This is a genomic window from Banduia mediterranea (assembly GCF_031846245.1).
GTDB classification, from domain to species: domain Bacteria; phylum Pseudomonadota; class Gammaproteobacteria; order Nevskiales; family Nevskiaceae; genus Banduia; species Banduia mediterranea.
Genome location: NZ_JAVRIC010000006.1, coordinates 154,495 through 176,535, shown reverse-complemented (window position 1 = coordinate 176,535; position 22,041 = coordinate 154,495). Strand labels below are relative to the sequence as shown.

Genomic DNA, 22,041 nt, shown 5'->3' with positions numbered 1-22,041 from the left:
GGCTTCGCTGTTACCGCTCTTGAAAGTGCGACTGGCAACCAGACGCGCACTCGGACCGGCATCTACGCGTCCTGCGTCGGCACGCGCGCCAGCAGGATGGCGCCGGCCGCGAACAGGATCAGCAGACTCAGAATCGACAGGCGCGGGCTGCCGCTGACGACAGCGGTGACGCCGACCAGCACCGGGCCGATCACAGCCGCGAACTTACCGAGCATGTTGTAGAAGCCGAAGAACTCACCGGCGTGAGCCTCCGGAATCAGACGTGCATAGTACGAGCGCGACAGCGCCTGAATGCCGCCCTGCACACAACCGATCGCCGCAGCCATCATGTAGAACTGCGTCACGGTCTGCAGGAAGTAGGCCCACAGCGTGACCCCGGCATAGATCGCGATCGCCACGAAGATCGCGCGGCGCGTACCGATGCGATGACCCAGCCAACCGAAGGCGATCGCCATCGGAAAACCGATGAACTGCACCATCAGCAAGGCGCCGATCAGGCTGTCGGACTCGAAGCCGAGCTTCTGTCCGAAATCCACGGCCATGCGGATGATGGTGTCGACACCGTCGATGTAGAGCCAATAGGCGATCAGGAACAGCCATACCGGCCGCATTTCGCGCAATCGCCGCAAGGTGTTCATCAACTCGCGCCAGCCCGGTGCGAGTTGGGCGCTGAGCGCGCCTCGCTCCGGCACCTTGAGAAACAGCGGCAAAGAAAACGCCAGCCACCAGAACGCGACCATGAGAAACGCCACGCGCGTGGCGATTCCGGCGTCGGCCAGGCCGAACCATTGCGGCTGCAAGGCCATCGCCACGTTCACGGCGAACAACAAACCGCCACCGAGATAGCCGAGGCCGTAGCCGAGCGAGGACACCCGGTCGAACTCCTGCGGCTTGGCGACGTTGACGATCAGCGCGTCGTAGAAGCACATGCCGCCGAAGAAGGCGATCGAGCCGATCGTGAACAGCGTCAGCGCCCATTGCCACTGACCCCGGCTGACGAAGAACAGCGCCGCCGTACTGAGCACGCCGAGCAGGGTGGTCGCCATCAGAAAGCGCTTTTTCCAGCCGCGACGATCCGCCACCGCGCCCAACCACGGCGACAGCAGCATCACCACCAGACTCGAGATCGATCCGCCCAGACCGAGATACAGGGTTTGCGTCGACGGGGCCACGCCCTCGGCCCAGTAACGGTTGAAGAAGATCGGGAAGAAGCCGGCGATCACCGTGGTCGCAAATGCGGAGTTCGCCCAGTCGTAGAACGCCCAGGCCCATTGCGCGCCGCGGCCTGTGCCCTCAGTCGAAGTCGTGGGCATAGACGAAAGCGTCCTCGCGCCCCTGCTCGGCCGGGTAATAGTTCTTGCGCAGGCCCACCCGTTGAAAGCCATAGGCCTCGTACAGCGCCATCGCCGCCTTGTTGCTACGGCGCACCTCCAGCAGCATCACCGTGCAGTTCGCCGCGCGCGCCAGCCTCATCAAGTGTTCCAGAACGAAACGCGCGATGCCCTGGCGCTGCCGCTCGGGCGATACGCACAGATTCAACAGATGGGCTTCGCCGACGGCCATCGTCAGCAGGCCATAGCCCTGCACTTCGCCGAGGCTGTTGACCACCACCCAGGCGCTGTAACCAGCGCGCAGACAGTCTCGGAAAATGCCCTCGCTCCAGGGAAAAGCGTAGACCCGCCGCTCGATAGCCAGTACCTGCGGCAGATGTTCCGGATGCATCGGCAGCAGACGCAGCGGTGCCGATTCCGCAGGACTGTCCGGGCAGGCACTCATGACGCTGCTTCACCCAGGAAACGGCTCACGAACTTGAGGTCGGCCCAGGCCTTGGCTTTCTCGCGCGGGCTGCGCAGCAGATAGGCCGGATGATAGGTGATCCACAGGGGCGTCCGGTCCGGCCCCCAGTGGTGCAGCTGACCACGCAGACGCGACAACGGCGTATCGGTCTGCAACAGGCGCTGCGCGGCGACGCGGCCCACGGCGAGGATCAGCTTGGGCTTGACCAGCTTGAGCTGGGCTTCCAGGTAGGGACGGCAGGCTTCGGCTTCGTCGGGCTGCGGGTCGCGGTTGTTCGGCGGACGGCACTTCACGACGTTGGCGATATAGCTGTCAGTACCTCGCGAGTGCTCGATGCTCTTGAGCATCTCATCGAGCAGCCGTCCGGCGCGGCCGACAAACGGCTCGCCGCGGGCATCCTCCTCGGCGCCCGGACCTTCACCAATGACCATCAGCGAGGCCGCTTCGACACCCACGCCGAACACGGTCTGAGTGCGTGTCTCGCACAGGCGGCAGCGGCGGCAGTCCGCGACCAGGGCGCGCGCGCGGGTCCAGTCCTGCGGGACTTCGATCGGTGGCGCGGTGGCGGGCGGAGCTTCCGGTGCCGGTTCGGGGGCTGGCGTTGCTAGCCTCGCCTCGCGCACCTCGGACACTGCGCGCCGTACACCGACGGGCGCAGGCGGCGCCTCGGCCACAGCCAGGGGATCCGGCGTGTCGCGCGACAGCCAGAGGTCCAGTCCCAGTGCCTTGAGATATTGCCGGCGGCGCAACTCGTCCATGGGCGGGATTCTACCGGTCCGGGGCGTCCGGGTCAGAACAGTGGCGGAACATTATCCGCAATCGGCTTCTACCAGCTCAGGCAACAGCGCGCCCGGTGTAAACCCCGCGCGGCAACCGGAACCGCACCGAGTCCCCCAAACGCTGGAACTGGAGAAAGCCGAAGCCCTTGAGCAGCCGGATCGAAGCGGTGTTGGGCACATCGGTGCTGGCTCGAATGTCCTCTAGCCCAAGCTGCTCGAAGCCGTAACGAAGCAAGGGCCGCACGATCTCCCGCCCGTAGCCTTGCCCGAGCTTGGTGTCGCGCACGCCGTAGATCAGCTCGAGATCGCCACTGCCTTCCAGACTCCAGAAGCCTCCGAAGCCCACGGCCTCTCCGCCGCGTTCCCGCGCCAGCCACAGGCCGACCCCTTCGGTCGGCAACAGATAGCTGCTCCGCGCCACGAAATCGCGGGTCTCGTGGCGCGACAGCCGACGGTCATCCCAAAGAAAGCGTCGCACGCCCGGCTCTGTCCAGATCGCGTGCAGGACGTCGATATCCCGCTCGCTCAGCGGGCACAGCCGCAAGCGCGATGTAAGCAGTTCGGACGGAGCTTCGGTCACGACATTCCGACCGCCCTGGCCAACTGCGGGCGCGCACGCAAGGTGCGGTTGACGCCGGACAGCACCGCCTTGAGCGAGGACGTGACGATATTCGGATCGCGGCCGACACCGAACAGGGCCTTGCCATCGCCGACGCGCAGTTCGATGTAGGTCACGGCCGTGGCATCGGCGCCGCTGCCGATCGAATGTTCGTGATAGTCGACGAATGTGATCGGCTCTCCGCACAGGCGGGACAGGCCCTGCACGAAGGCATCGATTGGCCCATTGCCGCGCCCGCTCAGCTTCTGGCGCTGACCGTTCACGGTGATCTCGGTCGAAAGCTCCACCTGATCGGCAGTGGAGTCCTCGACCAGATGGTGCGCGACATAGCCATAGGTGTCCTCGGTGCCGAGATACTCGGTCTCGAACACGTCCCAGATCTGCGCGGCACTGACTTCCTTGCCGGTGGCATCAGTGACTTCCTGCACCACCTGGCTGAATTCGATCTGCAGGCGGCGCGGCAGATTGAGACCGTATTCGTGCTCCAGCAAATAGCTGATACCGCCCTTGCCGGACTGCGAATTGACGCGGATCACGGCTTCGTAGCTGCGGCCGAGATCCTTGGGATCGAGTGGCAGATATGGCATCACCCAGACATCGTCCTCGGATCGCGCGCCGAAGGCCTTCTTGATCGCATCCTGATGCGATCCGGAGAACGAGGTATAGACCAGATCGCCAACGTAGGGATGGCGCGGATGCACCGGCAACTGGTTGCAGTATTCGACGGTGCTGCGGATCGCGTCGATGTCGGAGAAGTCCAGGCCCGGCGCGACACCCTGCGAATACATGTTCAGCGCGATATTGACGATATCGACATTGCCGGTGCGTTCGCCATTGCCGAACAGGCAGCCTTCGACACGATCGATTCCGGCCATGATCGCGAACTCGGCCGCGGCGGTGCCGGTGCCACGGTCATTGTGCGGATGCACCGACAGCACGATCGAGTCGCGGCGTGCCAGGTTGCGGTCCATCCACTCGATCATGTCGGCGAACACATTGGGCTGCGAGCATTCCACCGTCGACGGCAGGTTGATGATGCACTTGCGCTCCGGTGTCGGCGCCCAGACTTCGGTCACCGCGTCGACGATGCGCTTGGAGAACTCGAGTTCGGCACTCGAGAACATCTCCGGCGAATACTCGAAGACCCAGTCGGTATCCGGCTGGCGCTCGGCCAGTTGCTTGACCAGACGTGCATGCGGCACGGCGATCTCGTCGATGACCTGATCCTCGCTCATGTCGAATACCACCTGGCGCATCACCGGCGCCACGGCGTTGTAGACATGAACGATGACGCGTCGCGCGCCCTTCACCGATTCGAAGCTGCGCTCGATCAGGTGCTCGCGCGCCTGCGTCAGCACCTGGATGGTGACGTCCTCGGGAATACGGTCTTGCTCGATCAGGCTGCGAATGAAATCGAATTCGGTCTGCGAGGCGCTCGGAAAGCCAACCTCGATCTCTTTGAAACCGATCTGCACGAGCAGTTCGAACATGCGCAGCTTGCGCTCGCGGTTCATTGGCTCGATCAGCGCCTGATTGCCGTCGCGCAGATCCACGCTGGCCCACACCGGCGGGCGCGTGATGACGGCATCCGGCCAGCGGCGGTCTTTCAGACCGATCGGGGTGAACGGACGGTATTTCCGGGAGGGTTCGCTCAACATTGCCATGACTCTGCTTCCTGTACTGTCGGTCCGGCGGACAGGCTCACACCAGACGGCCGCGCCTCAGTGTGAGTTGGCGGCGGTGAATTCGGGATGAGTGCACGGTGTGTGGGCCCCGTGCGGCCGTTCGAGATTATCTGCCCTAGGGCAGAAGTCGAAGCGCGAGCAGGCTGGCAAGCACAAGCGGCCGCGTGCCGGAAGGCACGACGCAAACACTCTGATGGCCGCTGGGAAAATGCATGGCGGCAGCACTATAGCCCCCTCAGCCGTCCTTGCCAAGCACGGCACGCGATTGTCGACGGCGCCACAGCGTCAGCACCGGGCCCGACAGCGCATAGGTCAGAAACAGCAGAAACAGGATGTTCGGCGGATTGATCAGAATCAGGGCGAAGCCGCCAATCACCGCGGCAAACGGCAGAAAACGCATTCGCGCCGTCAGATTGAGCTTCTTGAAACTGGCGTAACGAATGCTGCTGATCATCAGCAGACCGGAACCGAGCGTGATGATGCAAGCCAGAAACAGCACCTGTTCGCCGGTGAAGCCCCAACTGTTGGCGCTCCACACGAAAAAGCTCACCACGGCCGCCGCAGCCGGACTCGGCAAACCAAAGAAATCGTTCTTGCCGCCGCTGATCGCGGTGAGCGTGTTGAAGCGGGCCAGTCGCAAAGCCGCGCAGGCGGTGTAGGCAAACGCCAGCACCCAGCCGAGCTTGCCGCCGAGCCACTGCTGTTCCGACAGGTAATGCAGGCTGTAGGCGTAGATGACGATGCCGGCGGCGACGCCGAACGCGACCATGTCGCACAGCGAATCGTATTCCTTGCCGAAATCGCTCTGGGTATTGGTGAGACGCGCGATGCGTCCGTCCAGGGAATCGGCGATCATCGCCGCGAGTATCGCGATCGCCGCTTCCGAGAAGCGCCCGCCCAGGCCCGCGATGATGGCGTAGAAGCCGCCGAACAGCGTGGCCGTAGTGAACAGGTTCGGCAGCAGGTAGATACCCTTGCGCTGCGACTTGCTGCTGTCCTGCTCTTCCATGTCAGGTGCTCCGGCCGGGCAGATGGACGATGATCGACTCACCCGATGTTACGCGGTCGCCGGCCTTGACTGCGAGGCGAGACGCCGCCGGCAGCAGCAATTCCACTTCCAGCGCGAAGCGCCGTGCACCGCTGCGGCGCCCGTGTCCGACACGCTGACCGTAGCCAAAACCCAAAGGGCGCTGGCCCAGCATCGATCCGCAGGTGACGCACAGGGCAATGTCCTCGCCTTCATCGGTGCGCACCCAGGACGAACAGCGCCCACTGCTGGCGTGCGGCGGTTCGCGCAGCACGCCTTCAACCGGCGCGCGCAAGGCATAGCCGCCAAACGGATTGACACGGATGCGCACCGACAGCGCGGAGCGATCCAGCACCGAGCAACTGCGATCGCCGATCGAGATCACGCGCCCGCTGACCGGGGACACCACGCTCAGGGCAGACGCCGGGATGTTGCGCTCGGGTTCCTGAAAGAACCCTGCAACCAGCGCAACGCCCAGCACCGCGAACGTCGCCACCAGCGGATGACCGTGCGACAGCACCACGGACGAGGCGGCCAGCAGGAACGTCAGCGGCAGCCAGCCCTCCCGGGCCATGCCGAGCATCGGCAGAAAGGATCGCTGCATACGATCGATTCAGTCGTGCAACAGGACCGGGGAGGACTTGATCGAACCGATCAATTGCGTGACTTGTCGACCAGACGGTTCTTGGCGATCCACGGCATCATTTCGCGCAGCTTGCCGCCGACTTCCTCGATCTGGTGCTCGGCGCCGATACGACGACGCGCCTTCATCGTGGTCTGACCGGCCTGATTCTCGAGCACGAAATCTCGCGCGAACTTGCCGGTCTGGATGTCCGTCAGCACGCGCTTCATCTCCTTCTTGGTCTCTTCGGTGATGATGCGCGGGCCGGTCACGTAGTCGCCGTACTCGGCGGTGTTCGAGATCGAATAGCGCATGTTCGCCAGACCGCCTTCGTACATCAGGTCCACGATCAGCTTGAGCTCGTGCAGACACTCGAAGTAGGCCATCTCCGGCTCGTAGCCGGCCTCGACCAGCACTTCGAATCCGGCCTGCACCAGCGCGGAGGTACCGCCGCAGAGCACGGCCTGTTCGCCGAACAGATCGGTCTCGGTCTCCTCGCGGAAATTGGTTTCGATGACGCCAGCACGGCCGCCGCCGTTGGCGGATGCGTAGGACAGGGCGATCGCCTTGGCCTGGCCGGAGGCGTCCTGCTGCACCGCGATCAGCGTCGGCACACCGCCACCCTGGGTGTAGGTGCTGCGCACGGTGTGGCCGGGGCCCTTGGGCGCGATCATGATCACGTCGAGATCGGCGCGCGGCTCGATCAGGCCGAAATGGATGTTGAAGCCGTGCGCAAAGGCCAGCGCCGCGCCCTGCTTGATGTTCGGCACGACCTGCTCGTCGTAGATCTTCTTCTGACCCTCGTCCGGCGCCAGGATCATCACCAGGTCGGCCTGCTTCACGGCCTCGGCGACTTCCGCCACCTGGAGGCCGGCGTTTTCCGCCTTGGCCCAGGAGCCCGAACCCTTGCGCAGGCCGACAACGACGTTGACGCCCGAGTCCTTGAGGTTCAGCGAATGGGCATGACCCTGCGATCCATAGCCGATGATGGCAACAGTCTTGGACTGGATGATGGAGAGGTCGGCGTCTTTGTCGTAATAGACCTTGATACTCACGGGTGACTCCAGATACGGCGGGTGGGGAAAGCTAGTGCGAGCCTCGCTAGCTGCTCTGTGCGAGAACTGCGGCGCCAGGCTCGATCGCGGCCACGCCACTGCGCACGACTTCCAGCACCTGGGTGAGGCGTGACACTTCCTTGAGAAAGTCGCTCACTTCAGGGCCGGTTCCACTGATCTGGACCGTGCGGGTGGTTTCGGACTCGTCGAGGATGAAGCCGCGATAGCGGCGCACGCATTCGACGAAGGTCTTGGCAGATTGACGATCGACCGCGACCTTGAGCATCAGCAGCTCGCATTCCAGATGATCGCGGCGCGTCAGGTCGGCGACTTCAACCACGTCGACGAGCTTGCGCGACTGCTTGATGATCTGGTCGATCACGGCGTCCGACCCCTCGGTCACCAAGGTGATCCTGGAGATGGTCGATTCATGAGTCGGGGCCACGGTCAGCGACTCGATGTTGTAGCCACGGGACGAGAACATGCCCGCAACGCGCGCGAGCGCGCCCGCTTCGTTCTGCAGCAGGATCGAGAGGATGTGACGCATAGGGCGCGCAAAGTACTCGCCCGGCTTCCTCAAATCAAGCCCGAAGGCCAGTGACGAGGCGGCTTTGCGCGATTTGCCCCGGGCTCGGCTTACAGCAGGCGAATTTCGCGCAGGCGCTGCATCAGGTAATCGTCCGCCGTGATCGGCCGGGGATAACGGTTCGGGTGCGCGGCATCGACGCACTGCGGCAGCGTCTCGATCAGCAGCTCCGGGTTCGGGTGCAGAAAGAACGGCACCGAGTAGCGCGAACGTCGCGCCGCCTCGCCCACCGGGTTCACCACGCGATGCGTCGTCGACGGAAACACATGGTTGCTCAGACGCTGCAGCATGTCGCCGATATTCACCACGATCGCGTCCGCTGGCGGCGCCACCGCCAGCCAGTCACCTTCGCGCGTCAGGATTTCGAGCCCGGCATCGCTGGCGCCGACCAGCAAGGTGATCAGATTGATGTCCTCGTGGGCGCCCGCGCGCACGTTCGGCGGGTCCGTTTCGCTGACCGGTGGATAGTGCAGCGCCCGCAGAATCGAATTGCCGTGGTCCACACGCGGCTCGAACCAGTCCGCAGTCAGCTCCAGGTGCAGTGCCAGGGCCTTGAGCACACGCCGTCCGAGCCCGTCCAGCGCCTGATACAGGGCATGACCCGTGGAACGCACCGCCGGCACTTCGGCCGGCCACAGGTTCGGCGGCAGCTTCTCCCCGTACGGGGAGCCCGGCGGCAACTCGCGGCCGATGTGCCAGAACTCCTTGAGATCGGCGTGCTGCGCGTGCCTCGCGGTTTCGGTCTTGTACGGGGTATAGCCACGCGCCCCGCCACCACCGGCCACGCGATAGCGCAGCTTGATCGCCTCGGGCAGCTCGAAGAACGTGCGAAAGGCCGCGTAGGCTTCATCGATCAGTGCATCGGGAATCCCGTGCCCCTGCAGACAGCAGAATCCGTACTCGCGATAGGCGCCGCCGAGTTCGGCCACGAAGCGCTCGCGATCATGTTCGAGGCGACCGATGTCCAGAACCGGAACGGAACGCGCGTTCATGCGTCCAGCTTGCGCTCCACGCAGGTCAGAATGCCGCGCAGAATGCTGAGTTCGTCGTCGTCCGGTGCGGCGCGCGAATACAGGCGCCGCAGGCGCAGCGGCAATCGCCGTGGATTGTCCGCGGCCATGAAACCGATGCGTATCGCCACACGGTTCAGGTGCTCGTAGAACAGCTCCATGCCGGCCTGCGGTGCCGGCCGGTGCGCCTCGGCCGGTGCCGGCCTCAGCGCCAGCGCGGCCTGCCGCAGTTCGTAGCTCATCACCTGCACGGAAGCCGCCAGGTTCAGCGAGCTGAATTCGGGATTGGCGGGAATTTCGATGGCCTCGTGGCAATAGCCGAGCTGCTGGTTGGTGAGGCCGACGCGCTCGGGACCAAACAGCAATGCGATCGGCCCGGGCACCGCTTGCGCGGCCACATCCTCGGCGAAGCGGCGCGGCGAGGTGAATGGCACCGACAGGTCGCGGCGGCGCGCCGTGGTGGCGTAGACGCGGGTGCAGTCCGCCACCGCGTCGGCAATATCCGGGTGCACGCGCGCCTGTTCGAGCACGCTGGCGGCGCTAGACGCCATGGCCACGGACTGCGCGTCCGGCAACTGGCGCGGCGCCACCAGGCGCAGGTCGGTCAAGCCCATCGTCAGCATGGCGCGCGCCGCGGCGCCGATATTGCCGGGGTGCTGCACGCCCACCAACACGATGCGGATTCGCGACAGCGCGTCGGCAATCTCCCCGGCGCGCGTGCCGTCGTCGGTTTCCATGGTCATTCTGCTATCCTACGCGGCCATTTACCGCATCTTTTCCAATGCATCCGTTGGTCAATATCGCCGTGACCGCCGCCCGTGCGGCCGGCAATTTCATACTGCGACATTCCGAGCGTGTCGAATCGCTCAATGTACAGACCAAGGGTGCCAGCGATTTCGTATCTGAAGTGGATCGCGGCGCGGAAGCGGAGATCATCCGCACGATCCGTCGCTACTATCCGGATCACGCAATTCTCGCAGAGGAGGGCGGCGGCAGCGAAGTCCACCCGGATGACGCCGAATACACCTGGATCATCGATCCGCTCGACGGCACCACCAATTTCCTGCATCGCGTACCGCAGTACTGCGTCTCGATCGGTATCGTCCGGCGCGGCGTGGTCGAACACGGCGTGATCTACGCGCCGGAACCCGGCGATCTGTACACCGCGTCCAAGGGCAGCGGCGCGCAGCTCAACAATCGCCGACTGCGCTGCAGCCGTACCAAGACGCTGGAAGAAGCGCTGATCGGCACCGGCATGCCGATCCGCAATCCGGAACGACGCGAGATCTACATGCCGATGCTGGGCAATGTGCTCGACAGCACTGCGGGGATCCGCCGCCCCGGTTCGGCCGCTCTCGATCTGGCCTACGTGGCAACGGGGCGCTTCGACGGCTTCTGGGAGCTTGGCCTCAAACCCTGGGATATCGCCGCCGGCATCCTCATGGTGCGGGAGGCAGGCGGAGTCGTCAGCGAACTGTACGGTCGCGATGACGTGCTCGCGACCGGTAATGTCGTAGCCGCCAACATCAAGCTGCACGACCCACTGGTTTCTCTGCTGCGTAGCGACGCCGCCTAGCACCGAGTCGCCGTATCCCCGATGGACAACTGGCAGCTGATGCTCGGCGCGCTGTTATTGGTGCTGCTGAACGGCTTCTTCGTCGCCGCCGAGTTCGCGATCGTCAAGCTGCGCCTGACGCAGGCCGAGGAGCTGGCCGAGGACGGCGGCATTTTTGCGCGCGTGCTGCGCAGCGTCCGCTCCAATCTGGACGCCTATCTTTCCGCATGCCAGCTCGGCATCACCCTGGCCTCGCTGGGCCTGGGCTGGATCGGCGAACCGGCGTTTGCGCGCGTGCTCGAACCGGCACTGGCCGCACTCGGCGTGACTTCGCCCGAAGCGATTCATGGCACATCGTTCGCGCTGGCGTTCAGCTTGATCTCCTTCCTGCATATCGTGCTCGGAGAGCTCGCGCCCAAGTCCATCGCGATCCGCCACCCCTCATCGATCTCGCTGTGGACGGCGACGCCATTATTTCTGTTCCACTGGCTGGCCTACCCCTTCATCCGCCTGCTCAACGGCAGCGCCAATCTGTTGTTGCGCCTGTTGGGCGTCGAGATCCTTCACGAAGGCGACGAAGCGCACTCCGCCGATGAGATCAAGAAAGTGTTGCTGGCCAGCCATCGTCACGGAGAACTCTCGCGCCAGGAAACGCACTGGCTGACCAATGCCCTGGAAATCTCCGATCTGGCGACCGGTGATCTGATGAGGCCCTGGTCCGACGCGGTGATACTCGATGTGGACATGCCGCTGCCGGACATTGCGCGCATCGCCGCCCGCTACCGCTTCTCGCGGTATCCGGTGTGCGAGGATGGACGCGAAAACCCGGTCGGCCTGCTGCTGTTCAAGGACTTGTTCGCGGCGCTACAGGAACGCCCGGAACTCACCGATGTCCGCGAAGTCATGCGCGACATCCCCGTGGTCAGCCGCGACGATTCGGCCGCCGGCCTGTTCCGCCGCTTCCTGCGCGGTCATCCGCACTTCGCGCTGGTGGTGGATCGGCGCGGCGGCCCGCTCGGCTTCGTCACCTTCGATCACGTGCTCGACGTGCTGTTCGGCCGTGTCCAGGATGAATTCCGCCGCGCACGCGACGACTGGAAGCTCGCGCCGGACGGCAGTTACGAAGGCCGGGGCACCCTGCCGATCATCACCCTGGAGCGACTGATCGGCCACGAAATCGAATCCGGCGAGGCCGACAGCGTCGGCGGCCTGGTCATGCAGCATCTGGACCGTGTGCCGCACGACGGCGACACCGCCGAGTTCGACGACATGCGCATCGAAGTCCTGGAAATGGAAGGCCCTCGGGTCGAACGCGTGCGCCTCAGAATCCAAGCCCGTAGCCGCAACGATTGAACCGTTCGGCGGTTCGGCTGGACTTTGGCGCCCAATGCGTTCACCGTAGTCGGGCATACGATTCAAGCAGTGTCGTCAGCGCAGTGTCTCGCCGCTGTCAGCGGCGGGTTCCAATCCCGGATGTGCTCTTGTTTCGTCTGTCCAGTACCGGGCTGGGTTCCCGTCTTCAATGCAATAGGATGTATTTCATGAGTAATGTTTCCAGCGGCAGTGTGAAGTGGTTCAACGACGCCAAGGGCTTTGGCTTCATCACACCGTCTGACGGTGGCGAAGATCTGTTCGCGCACTTCAAAGAGATTCAGGGTGATGGCTTCAAGAGCCTAGCCGAAGGCCAGCAGGTCGAATTCGTCGCCGCGCGTGGCCCCAAGGGCATGCAGGCAACGCAGATTCGCCCGGTCTGAGCGGAAAGCCAGAACAAAAAGAGCCGCGGCTACTGCCGCGGCTTTTTTTTCACCATGACTCCAGCACCGTACTTCGCTGGACTACGCCTAAGCTCGCTACAGCAAGTTTATCAAAAACTTAGGCTAATTCATCATATGCCGGTGCTTTCCGAAACTTGACCCGGCTTCCATTCGCTTGGCTCCTAACGGGCTCCTGGAAACGGGTCTTTCCAAGGAGTCAGCTATGGCCAAGATCAAGCTCACCAAGTCCGCAATCGATGCGGCAAAACCCCAAGCGCAGCCCGTCGAGCTGCGTGACACCCTCGTTCCCGGTTTCCTGTGCAAGATTACACCTGCCGGTCGCAAAGTCTTCATGCTCCAGTATCGGACGAACGCCGGCGAGCGGCGCAAGCCTGCATTGGGCTTGTACGGAGAATTGACCGTTGAGCAAGCCCGCTCATTGGCACAGAGTTGGTTGGCTGAGGTTCGCCGGGGTGGTGATCCGGGAGCTGCCAAGGCCGAAGCGCGCAAAGCGCCGACGGTCAAGGAACTATGTGTGAAGTTCATGGAGGACTACTCCAGGCACCGCAACAAACCCAGCACTCAGAGAGGCTACCAAGGCAATATGGTTGAGGCCCCCATGGTGTAGGCCACGTAGGAGGCCCTTTCGGGTAGCGCGGCTTCCATGTCTGCGTACACCGGATGGATGACCGGTATGAGCGCATCCCAGTCCTGTCGTATCCGCAACACTCGGGCGTGGGCGTACACCACCATGGGGTTCCGGCAGCCGAGTTGCTCGTAGAGATACCGGAAGGCTCCACCTGCGTCCCGGAATGCGTGTTTCGGCGGCTTCAAACCGAGTTCAACCGCGTCGTGCCGGCGTGGAAGTGGGTGAAGCCCACCTCGACCGCTTGCGCCGCGTGTGCGCCTTCACAAGGGGTCGAAACGTGCGTAGAGGATGCGTTCCGACGCCAGACTGGGGACGGTCAGATCCACCTTGGCGGCCTGCTCGTCGGCGCTGTTCACCAGGAAAATATAGGTGGCCGAAGCAACACTGAGCAGCACGGCACCCACTCCGATCAGTCGATTACGGTTTTCTTTGTTCAAGCGGATCTCCAGGATTCACACCTGACGCAACGGTGTGTTGAACGAAACAGCTCGCGGTAAGCCGTCAACCGGGCGCTCGCATCCGCGCCGAACGATAATCAGCCGGGCGCGACACCCTGTCCGCCCGCACCGGATTCAGTTCGATGTAGCGCTGACAGGTGAGCAGGTAGGCGTCCTCCTGCGTCAGACACGAACGGAACCGTCCTTCCCACAGGGTGCCGCTGCGCTGGTAGGTGCGATTGACGTATTGCACGTAACGCTGCCCAAGTGCCTTCATCAAGCTGTCCCGCAGCGTCGGCTCGGTCTGCCGAAAGCAACAGATGCACATGGTTTGTCATCAGCACGTAGGCATGTACCCGGCACCCGGCCTGCCGTGCATACTCGCCCAGCCACCGCAAATACCATGGGTAGTCCTCACCCGCGAAGAAGCACGGCTGGCGATTGTTGCCGCGCTGAATGATGTGCAGCGGGAGGTTGGGCAGCATGAGCCGGGCGCGGCGGGGCATAGGGAGCGACTCGGCCTAATAACGGGTGATGGAGTGTAGCGAACAACCGTGGCCTGTCCCCTATTTTACGTTGCGGCGACAGGCGGCTCAGCTTCGGCTGGTGCCGGGTGGCTCCAGAATCAGCACGGACAGCGGTGGCAGGGTGAGGTTCAGCGAGAACTTGCGTCCCATGCATTCGATGGCTTCGGCTTCCACCTCCCCGACATTGCCGAGATTGCTGCCGCCGTACATTGAGGAATCGCTGTTGATGCGCTCGCGCCAGCGGCCGGCGACGGGTACGCCGATTCGGTAGCCTTCCCGCGGCACCGGCGTGAAGTTGCAGACGATCAGCAGGCTGCGACCGTGACCGTGGTCGTGCCGCAGGAAGTTGATGATCGAGCGGTCGCGGTCATTGCAGTCGACCCATTCGAACCCGGATGGCGAAAAATCGTCGCGCCACAGCGGCGGTGAGGCGCGGTACAGACGGTTGAGGTCCGAAAGCAGGCGCTGTACGCCGGCGTGTCCCGGAAAGCGCAGCAGGTTCCAGTCCAGTTCGCGTTCCTCGTTCCACTCCAGAGTGACACCGAACTCACCGCCCATGAACAGCAGCTTCTTGCCGGGATAGGTCCATTGGTACGCCAGCAGCGCGCGCAGATTGGCGAACTGCTGCCATTCGTCGCCCGGCATCTTGTAGAGCAGCGGGCTCTTGCCGTGCACGACTTCGTCGTGTGACAGCGGCAGCACGAAGTTTTCGTCCCAGGCATAGGTGATGCCGAAGGTCAGCTTGTCGTGGTGCGCCTTGCGGTGGACCGGTTCCTGTTCGAAGTAGTCCAGGGTGTCGTGCATCCAGCCCATGTTCCATTTCATGGAGAAGCCGAGCCCGCCGAGTTCGACCGGCCGCGATACCAGGGGCCAGGCGGTGGCTTCCTCGGCGATCACCACCACGCCGGGGAAACGGCCATGCACCACGGTGTTGAGTTCGCGCAGGAAGTCGATCGCTTCCAGATGCTCGTTGCCGCCGTGTTCGTTGGGCGTCCACTCCCCGGCCTTGCGGGAATAGTCGAGCTGGATCATGGAACTCACGGCATCCACGCGCAGACCGTCGATATGGAATTCCTCGATCCAGTACAGCGCGTTGGCGAGCAGGAAGTTGCGGACCTGGGTGCGGCCGTAATCGTAGACCAGGGTGCCCCAGTCCGGATGCTCTGCGCGCCGTGGATCGGGGTGTTCGAACAGCGGCGTGCCGTCGAAACGCGCCAGTCCGTGTGCATCCTTGGGGAAGTGCGCCGGCACCCAGTCCATCAGCACGCCGATGCCGTTGTCGTGGCAATGGTCGACGAAGTAGCGGAAGTCCTCGGGCGATCCGAAACGGGAGGTCGGCGCGTACAACCCCAGTGGCTGATAACCCCAGGAACCGTCGAAGGGATATTCGGTGACCGGCATCAGCTCGATGTGGGTGAAGCCGAGTTCTCCCACGTAGTCGACCAGTTGATGCGCCAGCTCGCGGTAGCCGTACCAGCCCTGGTCGGGCCAGCGCCGCCAGGAGCCGAGTTGGACTTCGTAGACGCTCATCGGCGACACGCGCCAGTCGCGCTTGCGGCGCGCCTCGGTCCAGGCCTGGTCGCGCCACACGTAGCTGGACGGCGCTGCGACGCGGCTCGCGGTGGCGGGGCGGAATTCCTGGGCACGCGCCCAGGGATCGGCCTTGAGCACGACGCTGCCGTCGGCACCACGCACCTCGAACTTGTAGCGATCACCGGCGGCCAGACCGGGAACGAACAGCACCCAGATTTCATCCTGCGGGATCATCGGGTGGCAGCGCCCATCCCAGCCGTTGAATTCGCCGACCAGGCTGACATTGCGGGCATTCGGCGCCCACACCGCGAAGCGCACTCCGGCGATTCCATCGATGGAGATCGCATGCGCGCCCAGCCATTTCCAGGCATGCCAGTGGCGTCCCTGGCCGAACAGGTGCAGGTCGTATTCCGGCAGGCGTGCGTCGAAATGATAGGGATCACAGGTTTGCCACTGATTGCCCCCATCATCCCGGAAGTGAAGGCTGTAGGTCCGCGGCAGGCGGTCGGCCGGGCCGCGCCAGACGAACAGGTCACTGTGTTCGATGCGACTCAGCCTGTCTCCCCCGCTGAGCCGCAGCTCACGCAGGCCCGGCCGGAACACACGCAGCTCGACTTCACCGTTGTCCGTGGGGTGCACTCCCAGTACATGCTGCGGCGCCGCCTCGATCGCCGCCTCCAGCCGCGCCAAGGCCGCCGCCACTTCGCTTGTCAGCTCACTGCGTCTCATTGAACGGTTCCCTCGAACACCACAATTCCCGGACGCTCAGGCAGGCGCCTGACCCACCGGCTCACGAAATCGTTACATCGCCGCAATCGCGCCCCGCACATGGCACGAACTCCGCTAGGCTTGCCACGATCCTTCACTCGTCCAAGCGGATGTCGAACATGCCAGGAACCACCTTTTCGCTGGAACTGCGTCCCAATATCCCGCCTGCCCTGGCGCGATTGGAGCAGATCGCCTGCGATCTCATGTACAGCTGGGACCGCGACATTCGCGGTGTATTCTGGCGCCTGGACCATGAACTTTGGCGTGCCTGCGGCAACAATCCAAAATTGTTCCTGCGCCGCGTGGCGCAGTCCACGCTCGAAGCCGCATCCCGGGATCCGGACTTCCTGGAGGACTACAACCGCGCGCTGTCCGCCTACGACTCCTATCATGCCGCCGGCACGCGCCACGAGGTGCTGGAGCACCTGGACCCGGCCAAGGATCTGGTGGCCTATTTCTGCGCCGAATTCGGCCTGCATGAGTCGCTGCAGATTTACTCCGGCGGTCTCGGCATTCTCGCCGGCGATCATTGCAAGGCGGCCAGCGATCTGGGTGTACCGTTCGTGGCGATCGGCCTGCTCTACCGGCAGGGCTATTTCCAGCAGCGCATCGACAGCCTGGGCCGCCAGAACGCGCTCAATGTGCGTACCAATTTCGACGAACTGCCGGTATCGCCGGTCAAGACGGTCGACGGCAGCGAGCTGCTGATCCAGGTTTCGATCGCCGATCGCGAGGTTTGGCTGCGTGTGTGGCGCGCGCAGGTCGGCCAGATCGATCTGTACCTGCTGGATTCGGACGTGCCGGACAACAGCGAGGAAGACCGTCAGATCACCTACCAGCTTTACGGGGGCAATTCCGATACGCGCATCCAGCAGGAAATCGTGCTCGGCGTGGGCGGTGCGCGGGCGGTGCAGGCGCTGGGGCTCAAACCGACGGTCTGGCACATCAACGAAGGCCACGCCGCGTTCCTGATTCTGGAGCGCGTGCGTGAGCAGGTGCAGGCGGGTTTCGACTTCGAGACCGCCTTGGAGCTGGTGGCGTCCGGCACGGTGTTCACCACCCACACGCCGGTGCCGGCGGGCCACGACATCTTCAACCACGCGCAGCTCAAGTGGTTCTTCCAGCGCATGCTGCCGCAGCTCGGCGCCAGCGAGGACCAGCTGATGGCGCTGGGCGCCGACCCGCACGGCGCCAACCGTTTCAACATGACCTCGCTGGCGCTGCGCGGCTCGCGCTTCCACAACGGCGTGTCGCGGATTCATGGCGGCGTGGCCTCGTCGATGGAACGCTACGTCTACCCGGAGGTGCCGCCGGAGGACAATCCGATCAGCTACGTCACCAACGGCGTCCACCTGTTCAGCTTCCTCGGCCGCGCCTGGTCGCAGCTGTTCCACGATCAGTTCCGGGGCTGGCGCAAGGAAATTCTCAGCACCGAGTACTGGAACCGCATCGACGACATTCCGGACCACCTGTTCATCTCGATCCGACAACGCCTCAAGCGCGATCTGTTCGAGGATGTGCTGGAACGCGTCGAGCGGCAGCACCAGCGCAATGGCATGTCCGAGCATGTGATCGCCGAGGCCACGCGCAGTCTGCGGACCATGGACACCAGCATGCTGGTGTTCGGCTTCGCCCGGCGCTTCGCCACCTACAAGCGTGCCACGCTGATTCTCAGCGACCCGGCGCGGCTGTCGCGCATGCTCAACAATCCCGAACGGCCGGCGATCCTGATCTTTGCCGGCAAGGCGCATCCCAGCGACCAGCCGGGACAGGCGCTGATCCGCACGATCTACGAGATGTCGCTGAAGCCGGAATTCATCGGCCGCCTGTTCATGGTCGAAGGCTATGACATCGCGCTGGCGCGCAATCTGGTGCAGGGCTGTGATGTGTGGCTCAACAACCCCGAATATCCACTGGAAGCCAGCGGCACCTCGGGCCAGAAGGCCGGCATCAACGGCGCGCTCAATGTGTCGGTGCTGGACGGCTGGTGGGCCGAGGGCTACGACGGCAGCAACGGTTTCGCGGTGGAGCCGGTCTCCGATCCGAACGTTCGCGACGCCGAGGAAGCCCGCCAGATGCTGGATATCCTCGAACACCAGGTGCAGCCGCTCTACTATAGTGCGCCGGGCGTGGGCTATGCACCGAAATGGCTGCGGCTGTCGCGCAATGCGATGAAGACCCTGATCCCGCGCTTCAACTCGGGCCGTCAGGTGATGGACTACGTCAGCGGCTTCTACGGGCCGGCGGCTCGCCAGGCGGCGCGTCTGAGCGCCGACGACAGCGCGATCGCGCGTGAACTTTCGGCGTGGAAGCAACGCGTGCGCGAACGTTGGTCCGGCGTGTCGCTGCAACTGCTGGAAGTGCCGCCGAGCACGCTCAGCGCCGGACAGACGCTGCCACTGCGGATTGCCGCGCAGCTCAATGGCCTGTCGCCGGACGACGTAGCCGTGGAATGCGTGATCGGACGCCTGGATGGCAGCCAGCGCTTCCTGCCGAAGTCCAGCCTGATGATGACGGCACAGGCCGAAGGCGACCGCTACGTGTACTCGATCGACCTGGAACCCCTCGCCGGCCTGCAGCACTACCGGCTGCGCGCCTATCCCGGCCACAGCGCGCTCGCGCATCGCTTCGGCATGGGCCTGATGATCTGGCTGTAGGGTCTGTCTCTGGGTCTGGCCGGAAGGGGCGCCGGCCAATGCAATGCAATCCGTGGGCGCCGGTCTCACCGAACGAGATGGGGCTGACCGAGCATTTCCGCCGTGACCACGACCACACCGCCTGCGGACACGAAGTAGAGCCTGGCATCGGATTCGGCATCCACGCCGATCTGCATGCCATCCGGAATACGACAGCCTTCATCGAGGATCGTCTTGCGGAGCACGCAGTTCTTGCCGACGGTGGTTCTCGGCAGCAGCAGGGACTGCTCGATATGCGAACCCGGCTCAACCCGCACGTTCGAGAACAGCACGGAGCGATGCACCTCGGCGCCGGCCACGATGCTGCCGCCGGCGATCATGGAATCCACGGCGTAGCCGCGCCCCTGCGGATGGTCGAACACGAACTTGGCCGGCGGCGTCGATAGCTGGTAGGTCCAGATCGGCCACTGCTCGTCGTAGATATTGAGTTCCGGCAGCACGTCGCACAGTTCCAGATTGGCTTCCCAGAACGCGTCCACCGTGCCGACATCGCGCCAATAACTTTCCTGGGCGGGGTCGTGCACGTCGCGCAGCGGATAGGCATAGACGCCTTCGGCCTCGATCGCGTCCGGCAGTACGTCGTGTCCGAAATCGTGGCTGGAGCGCAGGGTACCGGCATCCTTGGTCAGCAACTCCAGCAGATACAGGGCGTCGAACACGTAGATGCCCATGGATGCCAGGGCGTGATCGTTCGAACCCGGCATCGGCTGTGGTTGCTTGGGCTTTTCGACGAAACGGACGACCTTGCCGACTTCGTCGACTTCCATCAGACCGAACTGGCTGGCCTCGTGCAGCGGCACTTCGACACAACCCACGGTGATCTTGGCGCCGGTTTCCACATGGCGCGCGAGCATGCGCCCGTAGTCCATCTTGTAGACATGATCGCCGGCCAGGATCAGCACATGCGAGGGCTCGTGGTCACGAATGATGTCGATGTTCTGATAGACCGCGTCAGCGGTACCGGCATACCAGGAGTTCTCGTCGATACGCTGCTGCGCCGGCAGCAGTTCGACGAACTCGCCGAACTCGCCGCGCAGGAAGCTCCAGCCCTGCTGCAGATGACGGATCAGCGAATGCGACTTGTATTGCGTCAGCACACCGACGCGGCGTATCCCGGAATTGATGCAGTTCGACAGGGCGAAGTCGATGATGCGGAACTTGCCGGCAAACGGCACGGCCGGCTTGGCGCGCCACTGCGTCAACGGCCCGAGGCGCGAACCGCGTCCGCCGGCCATGATCAGGGCAAGGGTGTTCTTGGTGAGGCGGCTGACAAAGCGCGGATCGGTTTCGGCCTGAATGCTCATCTCCTGAATGCTCATCTTGTGATCTCCGCCATGACGGTGTCGATGAAGGTCTATGGAAGTACTGAAACTCGCGTCGATAGACTATTTTTTTCAGCCTAGCGCGATGCATGCCATGTTCAGCGACACCGCACCACGTCTGATCGTATCCTTGCTTTCCATACTTGCCTTGAACGCCTGAACACTGCATGACGACTGAACGATGAGCACTGCCCTGTTCGCCGGAAGTGAGATCTGGCCGCTGGTCAAGACCGGCGGTCTCGCCGATGTCGCCCATTCACTGCCGGCGGCGATGCAGCGTGCCGGCATCGACATGCGCGTGACGATGCCGGCCTACCGCGGCACGCTGGAGCGGCTGCAGGATGCACAAGAAGTGGGGTCGCTGCAGATACGCGGTCAGCGATTCGGCGTGATCGAAGGGCGCCTTCCGGAGACCCCGGCGCCATTGTGGTTGCTGGACTGCCCGAGTCTGTACGCGCGGGAGGGCGATCCCTACCGAGACGCCGCAGGCCGGGACTGGAGTGACAATGCCTGGCGTTTCGGCTGCTTCTCGGAAGCCGTGGCCAAGCTTGCCTGCGGCGCCTTGGGCTGGCGTGCCGACGTCGTTCACGCCAACGACTGGCAAACCGGCCTGGTGCCGGCCTGGCTCAGCGTCGAGCCACAGCCGCCGCGCAGCATTTTCACGATTCACAACCTGGCCTATCAGGGCCGTTTCGCCGGTGAGCATGCGCTCTACCTCGGCCTGCCGGGCTCGCTCTGGCACGCCGATGCGATCGAGGAATTCGGCGATCTTTCGTTCATCAAGGCCGGCATCAATTGCAGCGACGCGGTGACCACGGTGAGCCCGAGCTACGCCGCCGAGATCCAGACGCCGGAGTACGGCTGCGGCCTCGACGGGCTGCTGCGCGCACATCGCGGCAAACTCAGCGGCATTCTCAATGGCATTGACGACGCGGTGTGGAATCCGGCCAGCGACGCCCTGCTGCCGCGTACCTATGGCCGGCGCGATTTCGTCTCCGGAAAACGCGTCAACAAGGCGGCGCTGCAGGCCGAATTCGGCCTGCCACTGGCGGCGGATGCGCCGCTGATGGGCTGGGTGGGTCGCGTGGCGCAGCAGAAGTCCAGCGACCTGCTGCTCGGCGCGCTGCCGCAACTGCTCGAATCGGGACTGCAATTCGTGCTGCTGGGTTCCGGTGATCGCGCGCAGGAACAGGCGCTGCTCGGCCTGACGCGGCGCTTTCCGCAGCAGATGGCGGTGCACATCGGTTTCGACGAAGGCCAGGCGCATCGCATCGAGGCCGGCGCCGATCTGTTCCTGATGCCCTCGCGCTTCGAGCCCTGCGGACTCAACCAGATGTACAGCCAGCGCTACGGCACGATTCCGGTGGTGCGCCGTACCGGCGGCCTCGCCGACACGGTGATCGATGCCAATGAAGAGACACTGGCCGAAGCTCGTGCCACCGGCGTGCACTTCGAGAACGCGGACGTTGGCGGGCTGCTCTGGGGCGTTCGGCGTGCGCTGGAACTGTGGCGCCAGCCCGCACTGTGGCGTTCGATGCAGCGCGCCGGCATGAAGCGCGATTTTTCCTGGGACAAGGTGGCGGCGGAGTACCTGGCGCTGTACGCGATTCGCTGAGCCGC

Annotated in this window: 19 protein-coding genes and 2 pseudogenes; 6 read left to right on the top strand and 15 right to left on the bottom strand. The window is 64.0% G+C overall.

Features of this window, described 5'->3' with window-relative positions; genetic code table 11:
• Positions 1 to 62 precede the first annotated feature (62 nt).
• The 11 genes from RM530_RS06515 to RM530_RS06465 form a co-directional block, all read right to left on the bottom strand.
• A complete protein-coding gene (locus RM530_RS06515) occupies positions 63 to 1,313 on the bottom strand; it encodes an MFS transporter (RefSeq protein ID WP_311364410.1) in 1,251 nt (416 codons plus the stop codon).
• The gene (rimI, locus tag RM530_RS06510; RefSeq protein ID WP_311364409.1) at positions 1,294 to 1,776 is read right to left on the bottom strand and encodes a ribosomal protein S18-alanine N-acetyltransferase; all 483 of its coding nucleotides are present in this window, start codon (positions 1,774 to 1,776) and stop codon (positions 1,294 to 1,296) included. The genes RM530_RS06515 and rimI overlap by 20 nt, the downstream gene beginning before the upstream one ends.
• Positions 1,773 to 2,555, bottom strand: a complete 783-nt coding sequence (locus RM530_RS06505) for a uracil-DNA glycosylase (protein WP_311364408.1) — start codon at positions 2,553 to 2,555, stop codon at positions 1,773 to 1,775. Before RM530_RS06505 ends, rimI begins: the two co-directional genes overlap by 4 nt.
• Before the next feature lie 76 nt (positions 2,556 to 2,631).
• Complete coding sequence (locus RM530_RS06500; RefSeq protein WP_311364407.1) at positions 2,632 to 3,156, bottom strand: GNAT family N-acetyltransferase; 525 nt, start codon at positions 3,154 to 3,156, stop codon at positions 2,632 to 2,634.
• The gene (leuA, locus tag RM530_RS06495) at positions 3,153 to 4,853 is read right to left on the bottom strand and encodes a 2-isopropylmalate synthase (protein WP_349256189.1); all 1,701 of its coding nucleotides are present in this window, start codon (positions 4,851 to 4,853) and stop codon (positions 3,153 to 3,155) included. The genes RM530_RS06500 and leuA overlap by 4 nt, the downstream gene beginning before the upstream one ends.
• Positions 4,854 to 5,115: 262 nt before the next feature.
• A complete protein-coding gene (gene pssA, locus RM530_RS06490; protein WP_311364405.1) occupies positions 5,116 to 5,889 on the bottom strand; it encodes a CDP-diacylglycerol--serine O-phosphatidyltransferase in 774 nt (257 codons plus the stop codon).
• 1 nt (position 5,890) lies between these two features.
• Positions 5,891 to 6,511 (bottom strand): phosphatidylserine decarboxylase, encoded by a 621-nt coding sequence (locus RM530_RS06485; protein WP_311364404.1) that lies wholly within the window; start codon positions 6,509 to 6,511, stop codon positions 5,891 to 5,893.
• Between the two features lie 50 nt (positions 6,512 to 6,561).
• The gene (gene ilvC / locus RM530_RS06480; RefSeq protein WP_311364412.1) at positions 6,562 to 7,578 is read right to left on the bottom strand and encodes a ketol-acid reductoisomerase; all 1,017 of its coding nucleotides are present in this window, start codon (positions 7,576 to 7,578) and stop codon (positions 6,562 to 6,564) included.
• Positions 7,579 to 7,630: 52 nt separating this feature from the next.
• Positions 7,631 to 8,131, bottom strand: coding sequence for an acetolactate synthase small subunit (gene ilvN, locus RM530_RS06475; protein ID WP_311364403.1), 501 nt, complete (start codon positions 8,129 to 8,131; stop codon positions 7,631 to 7,633).
• A gap of 89 nt (positions 8,132 to 8,220) precedes the next feature.
• On the bottom strand, positions 8,221 to 9,162 hold the full coding sequence (locus RM530_RS06470) for an isopenicillin N synthase family dioxygenase (protein WP_311364402.1): 942 nt from the start codon (positions 9,160 to 9,162) through the stop codon (positions 8,221 to 8,223).
• Complete coding sequence (locus RM530_RS06465) at positions 9,159 to 9,923, bottom strand: RNA methyltransferase (RefSeq protein ID WP_311364401.1); 765 nt, start codon at positions 9,921 to 9,923, stop codon at positions 9,159 to 9,161. The genes RM530_RS06470 and RM530_RS06465 overlap by 4 nt, the downstream gene beginning before the upstream one ends.
• A 38-nt stretch (positions 9,924 to 9,961) precedes the next feature.
• Between RM530_RS06465 and RM530_RS06460 the strand changes: the two genes are divergently transcribed.
• From RM530_RS06460 to RM530_RS06445, 4 genes and pseudogenes are all read left to right on the top strand, one after another.
• Complete coding sequence (locus RM530_RS06460; protein WP_311364400.1) at positions 9,962 to 10,756, top strand: inositol monophosphatase family protein; 795 nt, start codon at positions 9,962 to 9,964, stop codon at positions 10,754 to 10,756.
• Positions 10,757 to 10,777: 21 nt separating this feature from the next.
• Complete coding sequence (locus RM530_RS06455) at positions 10,778 to 12,088, top strand: hemolysin family protein (RefSeq protein ID WP_311364399.1); 1,311 nt, start codon at positions 10,778 to 10,780, stop codon at positions 12,086 to 12,088.
• Between the two features lie 188 nt (positions 12,089 to 12,276).
• Positions 12,277 to 12,489 carry a cold-shock protein gene (locus RM530_RS06450; protein WP_311364398.1) on the top strand — a complete coding sequence of 71 codons (213 nt, stop codon included), beginning with the start codon at positions 12,277 to 12,279 and terminating at the stop codon, positions 12,487 to 12,489.
• A gap of 223 nt (positions 12,490 to 12,712) precedes the next feature.
• Positions 12,713 to 13,087: pseudogene (locus RM530_RS06445) on the top strand (Arm DNA-binding domain-containing protein); the annotation flags it as partial.
• Between the two features lie 311 nt (positions 13,088 to 13,398).
• Here the strand turns inward: RM530_RS06445 and RM530_RS06440 are convergent.
• The 3 genes and pseudogenes from RM530_RS06440 to glgB all read right to left on the bottom strand — a co-directional run bounded on the left by RM530_RS06440 (position 13,399) and on the right by glgB (position 16,364).
• Positions 13,399 to 13,575, bottom strand: a complete 177-nt coding sequence (locus RM530_RS06440) for a hypothetical protein (protein WP_311364397.1) — start codon at positions 13,573 to 13,575, stop codon at positions 13,399 to 13,401.
• Positions 13,576 to 13,648: 73 nt separating this feature from the next.
• Positions 13,649 to 14,081 (bottom strand): annotated as a pseudogene (locus RM530_RS18660) (transposase); the annotation flags it as partial.
• An 87-nt stretch (positions 14,082 to 14,168) separates the two neighbouring features.
• Positions 14,169 to 16,364, bottom strand: a complete 2,196-nt coding sequence (gene glgB / locus RM530_RS06430) for a 1,4-alpha-glucan branching protein GlgB (RefSeq protein WP_311364395.1) — start codon at positions 16,362 to 16,364, stop codon at positions 14,169 to 14,171.
• Between the two features lie 158 nt (positions 16,365 to 16,522).
• Here glgB and glgP point away from each other — a divergent pair, with 158 nt between their 5' ends.
• The gene (gene glgP / locus RM530_RS06425; RefSeq protein WP_311364394.1) at positions 16,523 to 19,060 is read left to right on the top strand and encodes an alpha-glucan family phosphorylase; all 2,538 of its coding nucleotides are present in this window, start codon (positions 16,523 to 16,525) and stop codon (positions 19,058 to 19,060) included.
• Between the two features lie 65 nt (positions 19,061 to 19,125).
• Here the strand turns inward: glgP and glgC are convergent, their stop codons facing one another.
• On the bottom strand, positions 19,126 to 20,418 hold the full coding sequence (gene glgC, locus RM530_RS06420) for a glucose-1-phosphate adenylyltransferase (protein WP_311364393.1): 1,293 nt from the start codon (positions 20,416 to 20,418) through the stop codon (positions 19,126 to 19,128).
• A 184-nt stretch (positions 20,419 to 20,602) separates the two neighbouring features.
• Between glgC and glgA the strand changes: the two genes are divergently transcribed.
• Positions 20,603 to 22,036: a glycogen synthase GlgA gene (gene glgA / locus RM530_RS06415; RefSeq protein WP_311364392.1), complete on the top strand. Its 1,434-nt coding sequence runs from the start codon at positions 20,603 to 20,605 to the stop codon at positions 22,034 to 22,036.
• The last annotated feature ends 5 nt before the right edge of the window (positions 22,037 to 22,041 follow it).